This window comes from Citrobacter sp. Cf132 (genome assembly GCF_030333885.1).
GTDB classification, from domain to species: Bacteria; Pseudomonadota; Gammaproteobacteria; order Enterobacterales; family Enterobacteriaceae; genus Citrobacter; species Citrobacter freundii.
Genome location: NZ_JAOWFA010000052.1, coordinates 79140 through 96861 on the forward strand (window position 1 = coordinate 79140; position 17722 = coordinate 96861).

Consider the following 17722-nt stretch of genomic DNA (forward strand, 5'->3'; position numbering starts at 1 on the left):
AGTAGGCCGGATAAGGCGCAGCCGCCATCCGGCATTGCAGCCACTCACTCGGTGATCACAAATCGTGTCGCCGCAAAGCAGTTCAATATCCGGTGCACCAGAAATACCATCGTTAACGTGGCCAGCAGCGCCACGGTAACGGAGGTGATGCGGTAGAGATCGCTGAACACCAGATCGCTGTCCGGATGCAGGTTCTGGCCGAACATAATGCCGATGGTGGTGATACTGGCAAAACCCACGCCCGCACCGACTTTTTCCATCACGTGCAGGCGGGCGCTGAACGCCAGCCCGAGGCCAATCAGCGGCATCATCAACAGCATATGGTTGCTGAAATCATACACCAGCAGTTGCACCAGCAGAATGTACAGACAAGCCAGTACCACGCCGACCACACGCCAGAGAGAGCTCAACACCGCGCCACGATAATGCATCGGAAACAGGATCAAAATACCCGCCATCAGCGCCGACAGCGAATCGCTCAAGTCACAAATCTGAAAGACCACAAAAATCATTGTCGCCACCGAACCGGAGAGCAGCGACTCGTGGCGAACCCGGGCGTCATCTTTCTCAATGCGCGGCGGCGGCTGTCGGGGTTCCACGTCCGGGATCAGATAATGCAGCAGCGCACTCAGCGCCACCGCCATGACGCAGGCTTCCATATTGGAGAACATCAGCGTATGCCAGTTGGTGGTGGGATAGCTCATAAAATTGAGCATCGTGCTCTGGCACACCACGCCCATTGAGCCGAACAGAAACAGCGGTCCTTTGCTCATCAAACGAAAACGCACCACGTACAGGCTAAATACCACCAGCGTCATAATCAGCGGCCATTGTGAGAGATAGCCGACAATCAGCACCATTTCGACGCAATTCATCGCCGCGCTGAACACAAACTGTTTTGCCACATGGCGGTTGAACACCGGTACCAGCGACAACAGCATCAGCGGATAAACCACAAAAAACACGCCGTACTGCACGTTATAAAAGGTCGAGATACTCAGCGCGATTGTCCCGGCAACCGAGATACGCAGGGTCTGGCGAAAATCATTGGCGGTGTAGACAATATTCCCGTGCGGCGTAAAGACGTGGGCCAGAGTGTTAATAGACATAATGCAGCCAGCTAACGAGATGGATCTGCGCCCCGGCAAAGGTGCGGGCGAACATCCCCTCGCTGTTGTACAGCTGTACCGTGGCGCGCGCCCCGGTCGGCAACGGCGTGTCGAGCGGTTCGTTCAGCGCGACGTGAATACGCATACGTTGGGCGTCGCGCACCCAGCGGGTAGACTGTTCCGGTTGCGACAGCTGGCCGTTAACCTGCTCCTGTCCTGCCAAAATACCGGCATCGCTGCTGGTGACGCGAGCAGAGAAAACCTTGCCCGGCATGGCGTCGAACACCACCGCGGCATCGGTATCCACTTTAGTGTGACGCAGGCTTTTCTCGCGAAAGTCGGCCACGATATCGGTCTGGTGGCTGACCAGCGCCAGCAATGGCGTGGCGGCAGTGGCGTAAAGTCCGGGACTAAGCTGGAGATTGCTCACCGTACCGTCGGTCTGGGCATACACTTTGCTCCAGCCGAGGTTCAGTTGCGCCTCTTCCAGCGCGTTACGGTATTTTTGTAGCGTCACGTTACGCTTATCATCGCGCTCGCCCCGTTGGATCAGCAGGTTCTGAATACTGGCATTGAGCGCCGACACCGACTGCTCGCTGGTTTGCCAGGCGGTGCGCACCTTGTCGAGATCGGCTTGCGACACGTTCTGCATGGCACTCAGGCGCTGATAGCGGTCAAAGGTGGTCTTGTCGTTCCGGGTGTTAAATTGCGCGGTACGCAGGTTGGCACGCTCAGAGGCGATCTGCGCATCCAGCTGTTGGTTGCTCAGCTTTGCTTGCTCAAGGGCGATTTGCGCAGCCTCGACCTTATTGATAAACGGCGTCGGATCCAGTTCGTACAGCAAATCGCCCTTTTTCACCTGGCTATTGTTATGTACATGCACCTGCGAGACGTAGCCGGATACGCGTGAGGAAACAGGCGTTACCACACGCATCACCGTGGAGTCCGGTGTTAGCGGGATCCAGATATCGGCAACGATAAACCAGGCGAATATAACCAGGAAAGCGGCAATACTCACCCTTACCCAACGGGCAAATTTTTGTTCTGGGGTCATCATAGTTTTTTAGTGTTGATTGTCTTCTTCGCGGATTGTCCGCAAATTGCAGGCGAGTTGATTTAAGGTCGAGCTGAAGGCGGCAAGCTCCGCTTCAGGGATGGTACACGTAACGCGATGTTGATAGTTCTCAATCACCCGGTTTAGTTCTTCCAGCCTTGCGCGGCCTTGCTCGGTCAGCGTGAGCAGGCGAATGCGTTTGTCATAAGGCGATGTGGAACGCAGCAGATAGCCGTGCTTTTCCAACTGTGAGAGGGTGCGCATCAGCGGCGGCAGTTCAATACCCTGCACCTCCGCCAGTTCACTGACCGAGACGTTGTCTCCCAGTTGATACAGCTGCATCAATACCGTCCAGCTTGACTGCGTCAGGCCAGTGTCGGTAATGGCTGCATCAATAATGGCCCGCCACTGGCGCACCACCATTGCCATGCGCATCCCCATCGGGCGGCGGGCAAACAGTTCATCTTCAGTCATGTATCCTTCCCCTCATCGCTGATGAAGAAAATAATACTTATCATGGTAAGTATCAAGAAACACATCATTCAGAAGCATGAATTGATAAATACCATGAATACAAAAGAGGCCGGGCGATAACCCCCAGCCTCTGCCGATGAAAGAAAATCACTCCACCTGATCGCGTCGCAGCCCGACGTCCCGCAGCCGCTCGTCGCTCATCTGTTGCAATAGGCGCCGCGTTTGCGCCCGCAGCCGCCACGCCTTGTATGCCCGCCAGATCAGTACAAACCCAATAAACGGCTGTTTTGCTTTATTCTCGTGAAATTCCATACCTTGCCTCCCCGCCTTGCCAGAGGCTTTATCTTCACGGATTTGGCCCAAAACAATACAGACTCACAAAGTACTTTTATTTAACATACAGATTGGTTAAAAAGAGTTCTGCATCGCTTTTTTCACGCCAATCTGTACTGGTTTATTAATCTGTATGGTACCCATGAGGGATACAGCATGACGCGTTACCAACATCTGGCCAATCTGCTGGCCGAACGCATTGAGCAAGGTCTGTATCGCCATGGCGAAAAACTGCCTTCGGTACGCAGCCTGAGCCAGGAGCACGGGGTCAGCATCAGCACCGTCCAGCAGGCGTATCAGACGCTGGAACAATTACGGCTGATCACGCCGCAGCCGCGTTCCGGTTATTTTGTCGCACCACAAAAAGCACAGCCGCCGGTGCCGCTGATGTCGCGCCCGGTCCAGCGTCCAGTTGAGATCACCCAGTGGGATCAGGTGCTGGACATGCTTGCAGGTCATGCAGACAAATCGATAATCCCTTTTAGCAGTGGCGTGCCCGATATCAATCAACCCAGCCTGAAGCCGCTCTGGCGCGAGCTAAGTCGCGTGGCGCAGCATAATCTCAAGGCGGTTCTGGGCTACGATGAATTACCAGGCTGTCGCGAATTGCGTCAACAGATTGCCCGGCTCATGCTGGACGGAGGTTCGGTCATCAATGCGGATGATATTGTGATCACCAGCGGGAGTCAGAGCGGGATGTCACTGGCGCTGCTGGCAGTCTGCCAGCCAGGAGATATCGTCGCCGTAGAATCGCCCGCCTATTACGGCACGATGCAGCTGCTACGCGGATTAGGGATCAAAGTTATAGAAATCCCAACCGATCCGGATACAGGGATCAGCATTGAAGCGCTGGAACTGGCGCTGGATCAGTGGCCGATTAAAGGGGTGATTCTGGTTCCTAACTGCAATAATCCCCTCGGATTTATTATGCCGGATGCACGTAAGCGGGCGGTCCTCGCCCTCGCCCAGCAGCACGATATTGTTATTTTTGAAGATGATGTGTACGGAGAGCTTGCCACGGAATATCCCCGTCCGCGCACAATACACTCCTGGGACAGCGATGGTCGGGTGCTACTGTGCAGTTCATTTACCAAATCCGTGGCGCCGGGGTTGCGCGTCGGTTGGGTTATACCCGGTCGTTATCACGATAAATTTCTGCATATGAAATATGCCGTCATCGGCACTAACGTTCCTGCTACGCAGCTGGCGGCCGCCGCTTTCGTGCGCGAGGGGCATTATCATCGGCATGTTCGCCGTATGCGTCAGATCTACCAGCGGAATATGGAGATCTACACCTGTTGGGTACGGGAATACTTCCCCTGCGGGATCTGCGTCACCCGACCGAAAGGCGGCTTTATGCTGTGGGTCGAGCTGCCGCACCAGGTCGATATGGTCTGTGTCGCTAAGCAGCTCTGTCGCCTCAAAATCCAGGTTGCGCCGGGTTCGCTGTTCTCCGCATCAGGAAAGTATCGCAACTGCGTACGCATCAACTGCGCGTTGCCGCCAAACGAGAAGCATCGGGAAGTGATGCAAAAACTCGGGGAAGCAGTAAAGGTGGCGATAGAGTAAATCAGACCACCCGGTGCTACCGGGCTGGCGATTGTACGGATTAAGTTATTTCTAATGGCTTACGCCCTGAATATCTTCAACGGAAAGTCGGGTAATTTTTTGCACCGTGCTGAGATCAGTACCGTCGGCCAGCATGGTGCGGGCAATACGCAGCGCCTCGGTGCGTTGCCCCTCAATTAAACCTTCTTGTTTACCTTCCTGCTTACCTTTTTGCTGGCCCTCTTGCAGACCCTCAAGCCACCCTTTTTGAAATCCAGCCTCATGCAATCTGTCTGCGATCGTCATTAAATGCTCCTTATGCTGCGGTGAACGTTCAGCAACCCCACGAATAAACTCACTGAAGCGAGGTGCATCGCCAGTTTGCAAAATATAATTAAACAGCGTCTTTATCTGGCTGTCATTAGTCACTCCAGTAAGTAGCAAGGAAACAATTTGCTCAACAAGCCCCATAAGATCGCGCTGACGGATATGTTTTTGGATTAACTCCAACAGCGCCATGCGTCGATGCTGCACAATTTCGTCATCTGGAATAACCGTAATATCCACCAGCGGAAACGCCGCAGCATACACCTGGCGTGCCAGCTTCGGGTTGGCAAACTCGTCCAGCCAACATAGCGAATAAGGGTACGGACTTTTAGCGCCGTGATAGAACAGCATCGGCACCACCAGCGGCAACTGCTGATGTCCGGCATCCAGATGTTTCTGCATGGCCGCAACTGCATAGCGCATCAGTCTGAATGCCATATGCGCATCCGGCGTGCTTTGGTGTTCAATCACCACATAAATATATCCATTCCCTTCTGTCGTATTCACCGACCACAGCACATCGGAATAGTACGCACGTAAATTCTCTTCGATAAAACTGTCTGACTCGAGTTTCAGCGTCTGAAGATCGCAAAGTTCGCGTAGCGAGGCAGGAAGATGTATTTGCAGAAAATCCCGTGCAGTCTCAGGGTGACGTAAAAATGTTTTAAAAACCGCATCATGCGGTGTGGAAGTCGGCGCTTTGTTCATGGCGATCCGTCACCTGGAAATAAGATGCCATGACTGTAGCGCCGCAAAGCCACACCCTCACCTGCAACTTTCTCTGTTTGCGAGACGATTTCCGGGATAAAAACGTCCCTATGTAACGTCTGCATTTGTCTGGAACCCGTCACGCAGAATCGCTATCTCAATGCACATACCCACTTTTTCACCACTCGGCCTGTGCTATAACGAATCATTACTTTCAGGGAGGACGCGATGTGACGCACACCCGGGATATTCCACAATCGTTCTGGCGTGATGAACAGCTCCCGTGGCTGGAACTGCGCAGCACCTGGCAAAGCCTGCAGGCCTATAAGCGGCATCACCACTCTCAGCTCTCGATTGGGGCAATTCTCGAGGGGGAAACGTGCTGCCTGTGCGATGGCAAGGAATACCATCTGCAGGTGGGCGATCTGATTGTGATCCCGCCGCTGGCACCTCACAGCTGTAATCCTGTTAACGGACAGTTTCGCAGCTATCACATGCTTTATCTTGATGCCCGGTGGTGCCTTGCCCATCTGCCTGCGCAGAACAACAATCAGCGGCTTTGCACGCGCGATCGTGTTATCCGCGATCGGCAATTGTTCCAGCACTATGTAAACCTCGTGGCACTTATGCAGCAACGGCAAACGACGCGGGTAACGGATGCCGCACAAGCATTGCTACGTTCGCTACCATTGCAATCGGTAGCACCGGAAAACCTAAGCCCCGCCAGCCAGTATCTGCGCGAACGGTTGCAGTCCAGCCTGCTCACGCCGCCCTCACTCGATGAACTGGCACATGAGTGTCACATGCGTAAAGAAACGCTGATCCGTACCTTTAAGCAGGACACCGGGCTGACGCCAGGAAGTTATCTGAACATCATACGGATTGACTATGCCCGCCAGCGGCTGCGGGCCGGGGACGAAATTGCCGATGTCGGCTATCAGAGCGGGTTTGCCGACCAGAGCCATTTCCATCGCACCTTTGTTCGCTACACCGCCGCCACACCGCGCCAGTACGCGTTGGGGCGATCAATATCAGACAATAATTAGCGCTGCGTCAGGCGTACGGTGATCTCAGATTCATTGTCTGAGGTCGCTATGTCGCTGCTTTCTGTACTTTTTCCGTCTGCTTTTCCCGCGCTGGCGCTGGCACATTTTGTCGCACTACTCAGCCCCGGTCCGGACTTCTTTTTACTGGTCGGTTATGCCGTACGATACCGGATGCGCGACAGCACCGGGCTGTGCGTGGGGATCGCTATCGGCAACGGGCTGTATATCCTGCTGGCAATTATCGGTTGGGGGATCCTGCGCCAGCTTCCCCTGCTGTTTACCATTATTGAGCTGCTGGGCGCGCTCTATTTATTGTGGATAGGCAGCCTGCTGATACGCAGCCGCCCGCAAACTCTGACCGGAGCTGATGCCCGGTCTACCTGTCCAGGATTTGGTAAACAGCTGCTGCTGGGATTGGGTTCGTCACTGCTTAACCCAAAAAATGCACTGTTCTATCTGGCGCTAATGACCGCCCTGCTCGGCCCGTCAGTGACGCTGCTACAACAAACCATGAGCGGGATCTGGATGACCAGCGTGGTGCTGTGCTGGGATCTGCTGATCGTGATGTTCATCGGCTTACCGCAGATCCAGCGGCGGTTAACCATAGGGATCTTGTGGGTAGAGCGTATCGCTGGCGGTGTATTGATTATCTTCGGCTGTGCTATCGCGCTGCGGTTTTTGCAGAGCATCGTAGTCTGATTTGCGGTGCGATTTTCTACACATAAACAGGATAAACTCGTTTAATTAATATCCAATCCGCATTACACTGCGGATGGTTATTACCCGTTCAACTTACTCTTCCTGAGGTGCGATGTGCTGATTGTTACCTGTAATCGTTACGTTTTCTGACCCCACGTTAGTGAGCGTTTCTCCTGTTTGCGCTTCACGCAGGCAGCGTTTTTGATTACATGAAATTCAGTACATTTGCAGTCTGCTTTTATTCTGTCATCGGCCTGACGTCTCAAAGACGGTATTGAATTTCGCTATTCCCGTTGAGGGTTTTCTCCCGACAAGGAGCTGTTTTATGCAACGGATTCTCGCGTTTTTCTCCCAACGCGCCACAACGTTATTTTTTCCTATTGCGTTGATTTTGTATGATTTCGCAGCCTATCTGTCGACGGACTTGATTCAGCCCGGCATCATTAATGTCGTACGCGATTTCAACGCCGACGTCAGCCTGGCGCCCGCTGCGGTGAGCCTCTATCTGGCAGGCGGCATGGCGCTGCAATGGCTGTTGGGGCCACTTTCCGACCGGATTGGCCGTCGACCGGTGCTGATTGCGGGGGCGTTAATCTTTACCCTCGCCTGCGCTGCCACACTGTTTACTACTTCAATGACGCAATTTCTGATCGCCCGATTTGTGCAGGGCACCAGCATTTGCTTTATCGCGACCGTTGGCTATGTCACGGTGCAGGAGGCGTTTGGGCAAACGAAGGCCATTAAGTTAATGGCGATAATCACTTCCATTGTGTTGGTTGCACCGGTTATCGGCCCGCTCTCCGGAGCGGCGCTAATGCACTTTGTACACTGGAAGATCCTGTTTGCCATCATTGCCGTCATGGGGCTTATCGCCCTGATTGGGTTAATGCTAGCCATGCCGGAAACCGTCCAGCGCGGCGCGGTACCGTTCAGTGCACGCGGCGTACTGCGTGATTTCCGCGACGTTTTCCGCAACCGGGTATTCCTGTTTGGCGCAGCCACGCTATCGCTAAGCTATATCCCGATGATGAGCTGGGTGGCGGTCTCACCGGTGATACTGATTGATGCGGGCGGCATGACTACATCGCAGTTTGCCTGGGCACAGGCCCCGGTGTTTGGCGCAGTGATCGTCGCCAATATGGTGGTGGTTCGTTTCGTGAAAGATCCGACCCGACCACGCTTTATCTGGCGGGCCGCACCTATACAGCTGAGCGGGCTGGCAGTGCTGATTGTCGGCAATTTACTGTGGCCGCACGTCTGGCTGTGGTCGGTGCTGGGAACCAGCCTGTATGCGTTTGGTATTGGGATGATCTTCCCGACGCTGTTCCGCTTTACGCTGTTTTCCAACAACTTACCTAAAGGAACGGTCTCGGCATCGCTGAATATGGTGATCCTGACGGTGATGGCGGTTTCTGTCGAAATTGGACGCTGGCTATGGTTTAACGGTGGCAGGATTTCGTTTCATCTGCTGGCGGTTGCGGCGGGGCTCGCTGTCGTGTTCACGCTGGCAGGCTTACTCAAACGGGTACGCCAACATGAGGCAACGACGTTAGCCACTGAAAACTAACCTGCCCGCTTATCCGGCCTACGACAACTATGTAGGCCGGATAAGGCGCTTGCGCCGCATCCGGCTACGCTCACATCACCTTACGCAATGCGTGCAAATCCCGCTTCGAGATCGGCAATCAGGTCGCCAATATCCTCCAGGCCAATATGCACCCTGACCAGCGTGCCGCTGAAATCCACCTCTCCAGCCGGGCGGATGCTGTTCAGCTCTTCCGGCTGGTTCGCCAGAATGAGCGACTCAAATCCACCCCACGAATAGGCCATATGGAACAGCGAGAAATTATCGAGGAAATTCGCCATCTGTTCGTCGGTCAGTCTCTTTTTCAGCACAAATGAGAACAGGCCTGAGCTTCCGGTAAAATCACGCTGAAAATACTCATGGCCCGGACATTCCGGTAACGCCGGATGGTTCACCCGCGCCACTTCCGGTCTTGCCGACAGCCAGCGAGCAATATGGATACTGCTTTCCTGATGCAGCTTAAGGCGTACCGCCAGGGTACGCAATCCGCGGCTGCCGTTGTAGGCGGTATCGGCATCCAGCGTTTGCCCCATCAGATAGGAGTTCTCGCGCAGACGATCCCAACAACGAGCGTTAGACACCGCCGTGCCCAGCATGCCGTCCGAATGACCGATGGTGTACTTCGTTCCCGCCTGAATGGAAATATCCACGCCATAATCCAGCGCTTTGAACAGTACGCCCGCCGCCCAGGTGTTGTCGATCATAATGACAATCTCCGGATTCACCGCGCGGATAGCCTTCACCATCCCCGGCACGTCCTGGACTTCCATGGTGATAGAACTTGGTGACTCAAGGAATACAACCTTCGTTTCCGGACGCAGAAGATCGACGATACCTGCACCAATCAGCGGATCGTAATACGTTGTTTCCACATTGAATTTACTCAGGATCTTATTGCAAAAATCCTGGGTTGGCTCGTAGGCCGCGCCGGTCATCAGGATATGATCGCCACCCTGAACAAACGCCAGAATCGCATTGGTCACCGCCGCAGCACCACATGGGTACAGCGCGCAGCCAACGCCGCCTTCTAGTTCGCTCATTGCCTTCTGGAAGGCAAAGTGGGTATAGGTTCCGCGACGACCGTAAAACAGCTCGCCGTTCGCGCGATTGGCGGTAGCAAATTTCTTGTCCTTCACGGTATCAAATACCAGTGAAGAGGCACGTTGGATAACCGGATTCACCGCTCCCTGGGTGTAGCGTTTGTCACGACCAGCAACAACCAGTTGCGTCTCAAGCTTCATTGCGTCTTTCATAACATCTCCTGTTCTTAATCCGTGTGAAACCTATACCACCGCAGCAGTAGAGTTTATTTCAGAGTTGGTCTGCTTTTTTCCAGCGAACCGTTCAACAATCTGCGCCGCATTCAAATCATGGATAACGTTAATCAGTGTGGCCGGCGCATCGGTAATAGTGCCCAGCACCACCAGCATCGGGATTGCTTCCATCGGCAGGCCCAGCGTGGTAACGATAAAGATTTCACCGAGGAACGCCCCGCCCGGCACGCCACCAACGATAATGGCGGAGAGCACCGCAATCAGCATCGTCAGGAAGAAGGTTTCGGTGGTGAATTCCATACCCAGCACGGAATAGATAAAGACGATTTTCAGCGCGGCAATCATCGCCACACCGCCTTTGTTCAGGTTAACCAGCAGTGGAATGGAAACATCAACGATTTCCGGGTTAATCCCCATCGCCTTACCGGCACGCAGCGTCACCGGGAGCGTCCCCAGCGAAGAGCAGGTCCCCAGCGCAGTCGCAGACGGTTCAATCGCGTTACGCCAGAAGGCTTTGACCGCCGGAATACCGCCGCCAATATACGAATAGAGAATCGAGCCAAAAACAAAATAGACCAGCGTGGCAACCATAAACAGGCCGATGGCGCGGGCAAAGGTTAACAATAGTGCAGAGTCCTGACTGGCCATGGTGGCGGCGAAGTAGCAGCCCAGACCAATCGGCGCGACCTTCATAATGATCGAAACGATCTTCATGATCACGGTATTGGCGTCTTCCAGCAGCGACGCAATACGTTTACCGGCCTGATCCGACTGGCCAATTGCCACACCGGCGATGATCGCCATCACGATCAGAGCCAGAATATTGGACTTAGAGAACAGCCCAATAAAGTCGCTGGTGGTGATCATGCTGACAAAATCCATCTTGCCGCTGCCCGCCTGCACCGACTGCGAGAGATCGATAGTGACGCCCTGCGCCGGGTTATACCAGAGCGCCAGCGCGACGATCCCGGCCGCCGGAATAAAGGCCATCGCGATCGAAACAATAAAGATAATCGCCATAATACGCCCCAGCCTTTTCAGGTCAGTCATACTGGCGATCGAAGACATGACGCTGATCCCCACCAGCGGCACAATAATCATAAATAACAGGTTTAAGAATATCTGACCTATTGGCTGGAGTTTACTTGCAAACGATGGGGCATAAATACCTAATAAGCCGCCAATCACCAGAGCAACTAATAAAATAATCGACGATCTGTAGGGTTCGAGTCGTGACCACATAATCGGTACCTTTAGAATAATAATTAATGAGATTAAATTCACAATGTGATGAGTTTCCGTTTCGCCTCCTTTTAATTTGTGACGTAACTCACCTAAGTTGTTATTTTTTCATTTTGCCAGCAAGTTGTTTCCTGTGATTCAATAGTTGCATGTTTAAAAGGCGAATGTAACGGCCTATTCGTACCGTTTTTGCAAATCACTTATGAATTTAAGGAAATTATGAGTACGCCGATTTCACTCAAGCATCTGGAGTTTTTTACTAAAATCGTCGACTGCGGAGGATTGTCAGAAGCCGCGGCGCAGCTCAACGTCTCGCCGTCTGCGGTCAGCAAAAGCCTGGCAGCGATGGAAGATACGTTAGGCACGACATTAATTAAACGCACCACCCGCAGTATTACCCTGACCGACGCCGGGCAATATCTCTTCAACCGCGCTAATAAGCTGTTGAAAGAATTCGATGAAACGCTGAATACCACCTCCGGTTATTACCACAGCCCGCAGGGTGAATTACGCATAACCTGCTCAATTGCGTTTGGTTATTCCCGGCTGGTGAACCTGGTGGATAAATACCGCTCCCAGTTCCCGGATGTGAATCTGTATATCGATCTCAACGATAACTTCGTCAATCTGAACGAAACGGATTTCGACATTGCCCTGCGAATTTCCACCGCGCCGCCGCAAAACTATGCGATGCGCAAGCTGGTGCCTGTTCGCTGGGCGTACTGTGCCTCACCCGGCTACCTCGCTAAAAAAGGCATGCCCCAGCGTCGCAGCGATCTGGTAGATCATGATTGCCTGGTTTACCCGGGCCTCACGCCGGTACTGAAGGTGGCAGATGAACAGAATCGACTGCATCAGTTGAAACTACATATGCCGATCCAGGCCAACAGCAGCCTGGTGCTGTTGAAGTCGGTGTTAGAAGATCAGGGGGTGGCATATTTGCCCACTTATTTGATTGGCGATCATATTCAAAAAGAGGAGATCACGCCGCTGATGCTCGACGGCACCATCACCTGTGAAACTCATGCCCTGTATGCGCTGTACTTTCCCAGCAAGTACAGCAATCCGAAGGTGCGATCGTTTATCGATTTTCTGGTCGCAGAACTTGGTCCCTTACCGGCGTGGGATAACTGGATCCCTGGATAAATGCTTCCCGCCTGAAAATGGGAGACGCACCACAATTTTTGCGCGATCCCCCCGTCTGACTCTATCCTTAAGCCTATGAATAAAATTGCTGAACTCAAACGTGCCAAGCGACTGGCGCTCTCATTGCTGCTGATCGCTGCCGCGACCTTCGTCATCACGCTGTTTTTGCCGCCTAACTTCTGGGTACTCGGGATCAAAGCGATTGCCGAAGCGGCGATGGTGGGCGCGCTGGCGGACTGGTTTGCCGTGGTGGCGCTTTTTCGCCGGGTGCCAATCCCGTTTATCTCGCAACACACGGCTATTATCCCGCGCAATAAGGATCGGATCGGCGAAAATCTTGGTCAGTTTGTACAAGAGAAATTCCTCGATACCCAGTCGTTGATAGCCCTGATCCGCCGCCATGAACCGGCGCTGTTGATCGGCAACTGGTTCAGCCAGCCGGACAACGCCCAGCGCATCGGCCAGCATCTGTTGCAGATCATGAGCGGTTTTCTCGAACTGACCGACGACTCGCGCATTCAGCGGCTGATCAAGCGGGCGGTGCACAAGGCCATCGACAAGGTCGATCTCTCCGGAACCAGCGCGCTGATGCTGGAAAGCATGACCAAAAACAATCGCCATCAGGTGCTGCTCGATACGCTGATCGCCCAACTGATCGCCCTGCTCCAGCGCGACAGCTCGCGAGTGTTTATCGCCAGACAAGTAGTGCACTGGCTGGAAACCGAACATCCGCTGAAAGCAAAGATCCTGCCAACCGAATGGCTGGGCGAGCACAGCGCCGAGCTGGTGTCTGATGCCGTTAACTCCTTGCTGGATGACATCAGCCACGATCGCGCGCATCAGATCCGCCATGCCTTCGATCGCGCTACATTTAAGCTCATCGATAAGCTCAAACACGATCCGGAGATGACCGCGCGGGCCGAAAGCATGAAAAGCTACCTGAAGGAAGATGAAGCCTTCAACCGTTATCTTGGCGAGCTGTGGGCAGACCTGCGTCAGTGGGTGAAAACCGACATTAACGCAGATGATTCCCGCGTGAAGCAGCGCATCGCCAGCGCCGGGCAGTGGTTCGGCGAAACGCTGGTAGCCGACAGCGCCCTGCGTGCCTCACTAAATGGGCATCTGGAGCAGGCTGCGCATAAAGTTGCCCCGGAGTTCGCCACCTTCCTGACGCGCCATATTAGCGACACGGTGAAAAGTTGGGATGCACGCGATATGTCGCAGCAAATTGAGTTAAACATCGGTAAAGATTTGCAGTTTATTCGCGTCAACGGCACGTTGGTTGGCGGTTCAATCGGGCTGGTGTTATATCTGTTGTCGCAAATTCCGTCCCTGCTGACGCTGGCGAATTTTTAAGGAGAAAGATTCAATGACGATGAGCATCCGCATTTTTTCCCTGCGCGAGACGCCAGAAAAGCTGCACGAGATCACCGCTTACTTTCAGCAGCAATGGGCCTCAGAAGACTCCATGGCGGTATACGAGGATGCATTGCGCCGTTGTATTGGCGCAAAGAACCCGCTACCACAGTGGTACTGGCTGCAGGATGGTGACAGCATTGTTGGCTGCGCTGGATTAATCACCAATGATTTTATTAGTCGCGGCGAACTGTGGCCGTGGCTATGCGCGCTCTATATCGATCCTCGCTATCGTGGTCACGGTCTGGCGTTTCGCCTGATCGAACATATTGCACAGCAGGCCAGACAGTTGGGTTTTACGCAGCTCCATCTGTGTACAGACCTGGAAGGTTTATACGAGAAAGCAGGGTTTTACTTCAACGGGCCGGGCTATCATCCGTGGGGAGAAGCCTCGCGGGTCTACAGCCGTAACCTTTGATGGCATTCAGCGTTACGCTGTTTTATTTTTACTTTTCATTATCATTTACGTATGTAATATAACAATTATCAGCTAACAGCGCGAAATGAGAGTCCGTATGTCCCAGGGAAGCCCAGATTCAAATCGCCATGCCATCAGTGTCGCGCTCTTTGGCATGCTGGTCTTAACGCTGGGCATGGGGATTGGGCGCTTTCTGTATACGCCAATGCTGCCGGTGCTGCTGTCAGAAGGTCAATTTACCTTTGACCAACTCTCGTGGATTGCCAGCGCCAACTACGCCGGGTATCTGGCGGGAAGTCTGCTCTTCTCCTTTGGGCTCTTTCATCTTCCCTCACGCTTACGTCCAATGTTGCTAACGTCCGCGCTCGCTACCGCAGGGCTGATTCTGGCGATGGCCAGCTTTACACAGCCCGCGCTGGTGATGCTGATCCGCTTTCTGGCGGGCGTCGCCAGTGCCGGTATGATGATCTTTGGCTCGATGATCGTTCTGCATCATACCCGGCATCCCTTCGTGATCGCGGCGTTGTTCTCCGGCGTTGGCGCAGGCATTTTGCTGGGCAATGAATATGTCATTAGCGGTCTGCATTTTGCGCTGTCCTCGCACACGCTCTGGCTGGGCGCGGCGGCAGCCTCGGCTCTGTTCTTTGTGCTACTGGTTATACTCCTGCCATCTCGCGACCACGTGCTCCCCGCCGCGGCCCCGGTAAAAACAGAGCATCAGCCTATGTCCTGGTGGCTGCTGGCGCTGCTGTACGGGCTGTCCGGATTTGGCTACATCATTGTCGCCACCTACCTGCCGCTAATGGCGAAAAGCGCCGGTTCGCCGCTGTTGACTGCCCATCTCTGGTCGCTGGTCGGCATATCGATAATTCCGGGGTGTTTCGCCTGGCTGTGGGCCGCCCGACGCTGGGGAGTATTGCAATGCCTGACGGCGAATTTGTTGATTCAAAGCGCCTGCGTGCTCATGACGCTCGCCAGCGGCTCTTTGCCGCTGCTGGTGATAAGCAGCATGGGTTTTGGCGCAACGTTTATGGGAACCACTTCACTGGTGATGCCGCTTGCGCGACAACTTAGCGTACCGCGCAATATTAATCTGCTGGGCCTGGTCACTCTGACTTACGGCATTGGGCAAATACTTGGTCCGCTATTAACCAGCCTGCTGGGAAGCGGCGCACTGGCGATCGTTAACGCCACGGTGTGCGGCGCCGTCGCGTTGTTTATTGCGGCACTTATCAGCCTCACACAATTATACAAACAGCGTTTCGCCTCGCCAAAAAGGGCATAACCGGCAACCTTCTAAAGAAGGTATATTCGGATTAGTCCGCAATTAAATGTCAACATTTAATAAACCGCAAATAATCGGTAATTACCCACCAGACAATTTATAATTCCCGTCCGTTCATTTATAAACTCAATTTAAAATGCGTAAAAATGGACAGATTAATTCAACATCAACACTATCTTCGGGAAAATACATGTCGTGGTTTAAAAGAATATTACTGGGGTTGATTATTTTGGCGGGTTTAATTGGCACGCTAAAGGATTATAAATACTTTGGCCTTTTTGGCGCACTGGGATTGTTTATTATCTTCCTGTTATCAACAACATTTTTATGGCAATGGGCATCTGGCAATGGCTGTTTAGCGGTGTACAGCAGGAAGAGAGTCAGCCGGTTTAAACGCCGGCAGATATAAAAAAAGGCGTCTTAACCAGGACGCCTTTTTCATACCAGAACAAAAAGTTAGAACTGATAGGTCAGACCCGCAGCAACCTGGTTATCGCTGTCTTTACCATCGAGCAGGTTAATTTTGTAACCTACATCAGCCACGATGTTTTTGTTGAAGTAGTAGTCTGTACCCAGCGCGACGTATTCGGTCAGGTCATTATTGTTGTTATCACGCGCGTGGACGTAAGCCACGTTCGGACGCAGACCAAAATCAAACACATACGCGGCCATCGCTTCAAAGTGCTCAGCTTTGTCCGCATCCTGAATCAGGTTGTGGGACTCTCCGTACATAGTCGCTACATAGATAGCATTAGCATCATATTTCAGACCCGCGCCCCAGAACTCTGCGTTTTCGCCATTCCAACCTTTTTGTTTCTGCTGAGCAGTCACAGAACTGTTGGTATAGGCCGCAATTGCAGATATGCCAGAATCCGCAATGTTGTCATAACCCAGGGAGAAGCCGTAGCCATTGCCGTGTTGTTTCGTCGGATCCTTATTGGTATCGTCCTGACCCTGATATTGCGCGCCAACATTCAGACCATCAACGGCACCGAACAGATTTTTGGTGCGAAGTGTTGCAACGCCAGAAGTGCGTGTAGTAAGGAAGCGGTCAGTATTTTCAAAGGAGTCACCGCCGAACTCTGAGAGAGTATCAGTATAAGCTCCCACATCGTAAGCGATACCATAGTTGCGACCATAGTCAAAACTGACGTCATGACCATAATCCAGGCCAGCAAACGCCAGACGTGTATTAACGCCATTCTGCGAACCTTCTGCTTTAGCGGCATCAAACTGACTTTCAAATTGCCCGTAACCGGTCAGTTGATCGTTGATTTGCGTCTCACCGCGAAAACCCAGACGTGCGTAGGTTTCATCAGCATTAGTACCATCAGTCCAGGAATGGGCTGCTTTTACTTTGCCGTAGAGATCCAGCTTGTTGCCATCTTTATTATAAATTTCCGCTGCATGAACGGAGGTTACCCCTAATGCCATTACAGCTATGGATTAAGGGGCAATACCAATAACACACCAAAAAAATACCAATGAAGGTAATAATGAAGTGGCAAGACATAATTCATTTTTGGATTTTCAATCAAAACCGGACAGCGATAATTACTCGAGACTTTCACTCTCATTAACTGAGCGATGCAACATTAATGCTTCAGCAATAATATCTTGTTTACTTTTACGGGTTTCAAATGCCAGCGTTCGCACATATTCCCACAAAGAGGTATCGACACGGGCACTTAAAAGAACCATATCTTTTGATCGGGTCCCTCTGGGTTTTCGAATATCGGGATAGTCTCGAGATGGCATTTTCAACTCCTGAACGTAATAACACGCTTATGGCGATGAAATATGCAGTTAGTGTAAAAACATGTCAACGGCAAAATACAGGCATAATAGTAATGAAACTGTTAATAAAAAGCAGAAAAATGGAACGATATTTCAAATGAAAGATAACTTGATTATGGAATAATGTGTAATGTTAACTTTACGCATATTGTCTTTTATTCATTTGATTAAAAAAACATGAGGAATTTACATTAGACATATCACAACTCAAAACATCATTATGACCAATAAGTTACGCATCGTTATTAATGTCTACATTTA

General features: G+C 52.5%; 18 protein-coding genes. 9 read left to right on the forward strand and 9 right to left on the reverse strand.

Annotated features, from left to right (window positions below; all coding sequences use genetic code 11):
* Positions 1 to 44: 44 nt before the first annotated feature.
* The 4 genes from OGV85_RS10490 to OGV85_RS10505 form a co-directional block, all read right to left on the reverse strand.
* Positions 45 to 1109: a DUF2955 domain-containing protein gene (locus tag OGV85_RS10490; protein WP_048219780.1), complete on the reverse strand. Its 1065-nt coding sequence runs from the start codon at positions 1107 to 1109 to the stop codon at positions 45 to 47.
* Positions 1099 to 2166, reverse strand: coding sequence for an HlyD family secretion protein (locus OGV85_RS10495; protein ID WP_032948464.1), 1068 nt, complete (start codon positions 2164 to 2166; stop codon positions 1099 to 1101). Before OGV85_RS10495 ends, OGV85_RS10490 begins: the two co-directional genes overlap by 11 nt.
* A 6-nt stretch (positions 2167 to 2172) precedes the next feature.
* Positions 2173 to 2637 (reverse strand): MarR family winged helix-turn-helix transcriptional regulator, encoded by a 465-nt coding sequence (locus OGV85_RS10500; protein ID WP_003019178.1) that lies wholly within the window; start codon positions 2635 to 2637, stop codon positions 2173 to 2175.
* 147 nt (positions 2638 to 2784) lie between these two features.
* Positions 2785 to 2949: a DUF1127 domain-containing protein gene (locus OGV85_RS10505; protein ID WP_003019180.1), complete on the reverse strand. Its 165-nt coding sequence runs from the start codon at positions 2947 to 2949 to the stop codon at positions 2785 to 2787.
* A 177-nt stretch (positions 2950 to 3126) separates the two neighbouring features.
* Between OGV85_RS10505 and OGV85_RS10510 the strand changes: the two genes are divergently transcribed.
* Positions 3127 to 4539, forward strand: coding sequence for an aminotransferase-like domain-containing protein (locus OGV85_RS10510; RefSeq protein WP_003019183.1), 1413 nt, complete (start codon positions 3127 to 3129; stop codon positions 4537 to 4539).
* Positions 4540 to 4590: 51 nt separating this feature from the next.
* Here OGV85_RS10510 and OGV85_RS10515 read toward each other — a convergent pair whose 3' ends face one another.
* Complete coding sequence (locus tag OGV85_RS10515; RefSeq protein ID WP_032948463.1) at positions 4591 to 5553, reverse strand: Rpn family recombination-promoting nuclease/putative transposase; 963 nt, start codon at positions 5551 to 5553, stop codon at positions 4591 to 4593.
* 230 nt (positions 5554 to 5783) lie between these two features.
* Between OGV85_RS10515 and OGV85_RS10520 the strand changes: the two genes are divergently transcribed.
* From OGV85_RS10520 to mdtM, 3 genes are all read left to right on the forward strand, one after another.
* Positions 5784 to 6599, forward strand: coding sequence for a helix-turn-helix transcriptional regulator (locus OGV85_RS10520; protein WP_061548384.1), 816 nt, complete (start codon positions 5784 to 5786; stop codon positions 6597 to 6599).
* Between the two features lie 48 nt (positions 6600 to 6647).
* Positions 6648 to 7298 (forward strand): LysE family translocator, encoded by a 651-nt coding sequence (locus OGV85_RS10525; protein ID WP_061548385.1) that lies wholly within the window; start codon positions 6648 to 6650, stop codon positions 7296 to 7298.
* Between the two features lie 325 nt (positions 7299 to 7623).
* Positions 7624 to 8865: a multidrug efflux MFS transporter MdtM gene (gene mdtM / locus OGV85_RS10530; RefSeq protein ID WP_003019192.1), complete on the forward strand. Its 1242-nt coding sequence runs from the start codon at positions 7624 to 7626 to the stop codon at positions 8863 to 8865.
* Positions 8866 to 8945: 80 nt separating this feature from the next.
* On the opposite strand, the gene metC is transcribed toward mdtM, so the two are convergent.
* Both metC and OGV85_RS10540 read right to left on the reverse strand, forming a co-directional pair.
* A complete protein-coding gene (gene metC / locus OGV85_RS10535) occupies positions 8946 to 10136 on the reverse strand; it encodes a cystathionine beta-lyase (RefSeq protein WP_061548386.1) in 1191 nt (396 codons plus the stop codon).
* A gap of 30 nt (positions 10137 to 10166) precedes the next feature.
* Entirely contained in the window at positions 10167 to 11399 is a 1233-nt protein-coding gene (locus tag OGV85_RS10540; protein WP_061548387.1) for a dicarboxylate/amino acid:cation symporter, read from the reverse strand.
* Between the two features lie 219 nt (positions 11400 to 11618).
* Here OGV85_RS10540 and OGV85_RS10545 point away from each other — a divergent pair, with 219 nt between their 5' ends.
* The 5 genes from OGV85_RS10545 (at position 11619) to OGV85_RS10565 (ending at position 16073) form a co-directional block, all read left to right on the forward strand.
* Positions 11619 to 12545, forward strand: a complete 927-nt coding sequence (locus OGV85_RS10545; RefSeq protein WP_061548388.1) for a LysR family transcriptional regulator — start codon at positions 11619 to 11621, stop codon at positions 12543 to 12545.
* Between the two features lie 75 nt (positions 12546 to 12620).
* Positions 12621 to 13901 carry a DUF445 domain-containing protein gene (locus OGV85_RS10550; RefSeq protein ID WP_061548389.1) on the forward strand — a complete coding sequence of 427 codons (1281 nt, stop codon included), beginning with the start codon at positions 12621 to 12623 and terminating at the stop codon, positions 13899 to 13901.
* A 13-nt stretch (positions 13902 to 13914) separates the two neighbouring features.
* Positions 13915 to 14379: a GNAT family N-acetyltransferase gene (locus OGV85_RS10555; RefSeq protein ID WP_046670865.1), complete on the forward strand. Its 465-nt coding sequence runs from the start codon at positions 13915 to 13917 to the stop codon at positions 14377 to 14379.
* A 97-nt stretch (positions 14380 to 14476) separates the two neighbouring features.
* Complete coding sequence (locus OGV85_RS10560) at positions 14477 to 15664, forward strand: MFS transporter (RefSeq protein WP_061548390.1); 1188 nt, start codon at positions 14477 to 14479, stop codon at positions 15662 to 15664.
* Between the two features lie 190 nt (positions 15665 to 15854).
* Complete coding sequence (locus OGV85_RS10565; protein ID WP_072291325.1) at positions 15855 to 16073, forward strand: hypothetical protein; 219 nt, start codon at positions 15855 to 15857, stop codon at positions 16071 to 16073.
* Positions 16074 to 16120: 47 nt separating this feature from the next.
* Here the strand turns inward: OGV85_RS10565 and OGV85_RS10570 are convergent, their stop codons facing one another.
* The gene (locus OGV85_RS10570; RefSeq protein ID WP_003845589.1) at positions 16121 to 17098 is read right to left on the reverse strand and encodes a porin; all 978 of its coding nucleotides are present in this window, start codon (positions 17096 to 17098) and stop codon (positions 16121 to 16123) included.
* Positions 17099 to 17218: 120 nt separating this feature from the next.
* A complete protein-coding gene (locus OGV85_RS10575; protein ID WP_008322159.1) occupies positions 17219 to 17422 on the reverse strand; it encodes a hypothetical protein in 204 nt (67 codons plus the stop codon).
* Positions 17423 to 17722 lie beyond the last annotated feature (300 nt).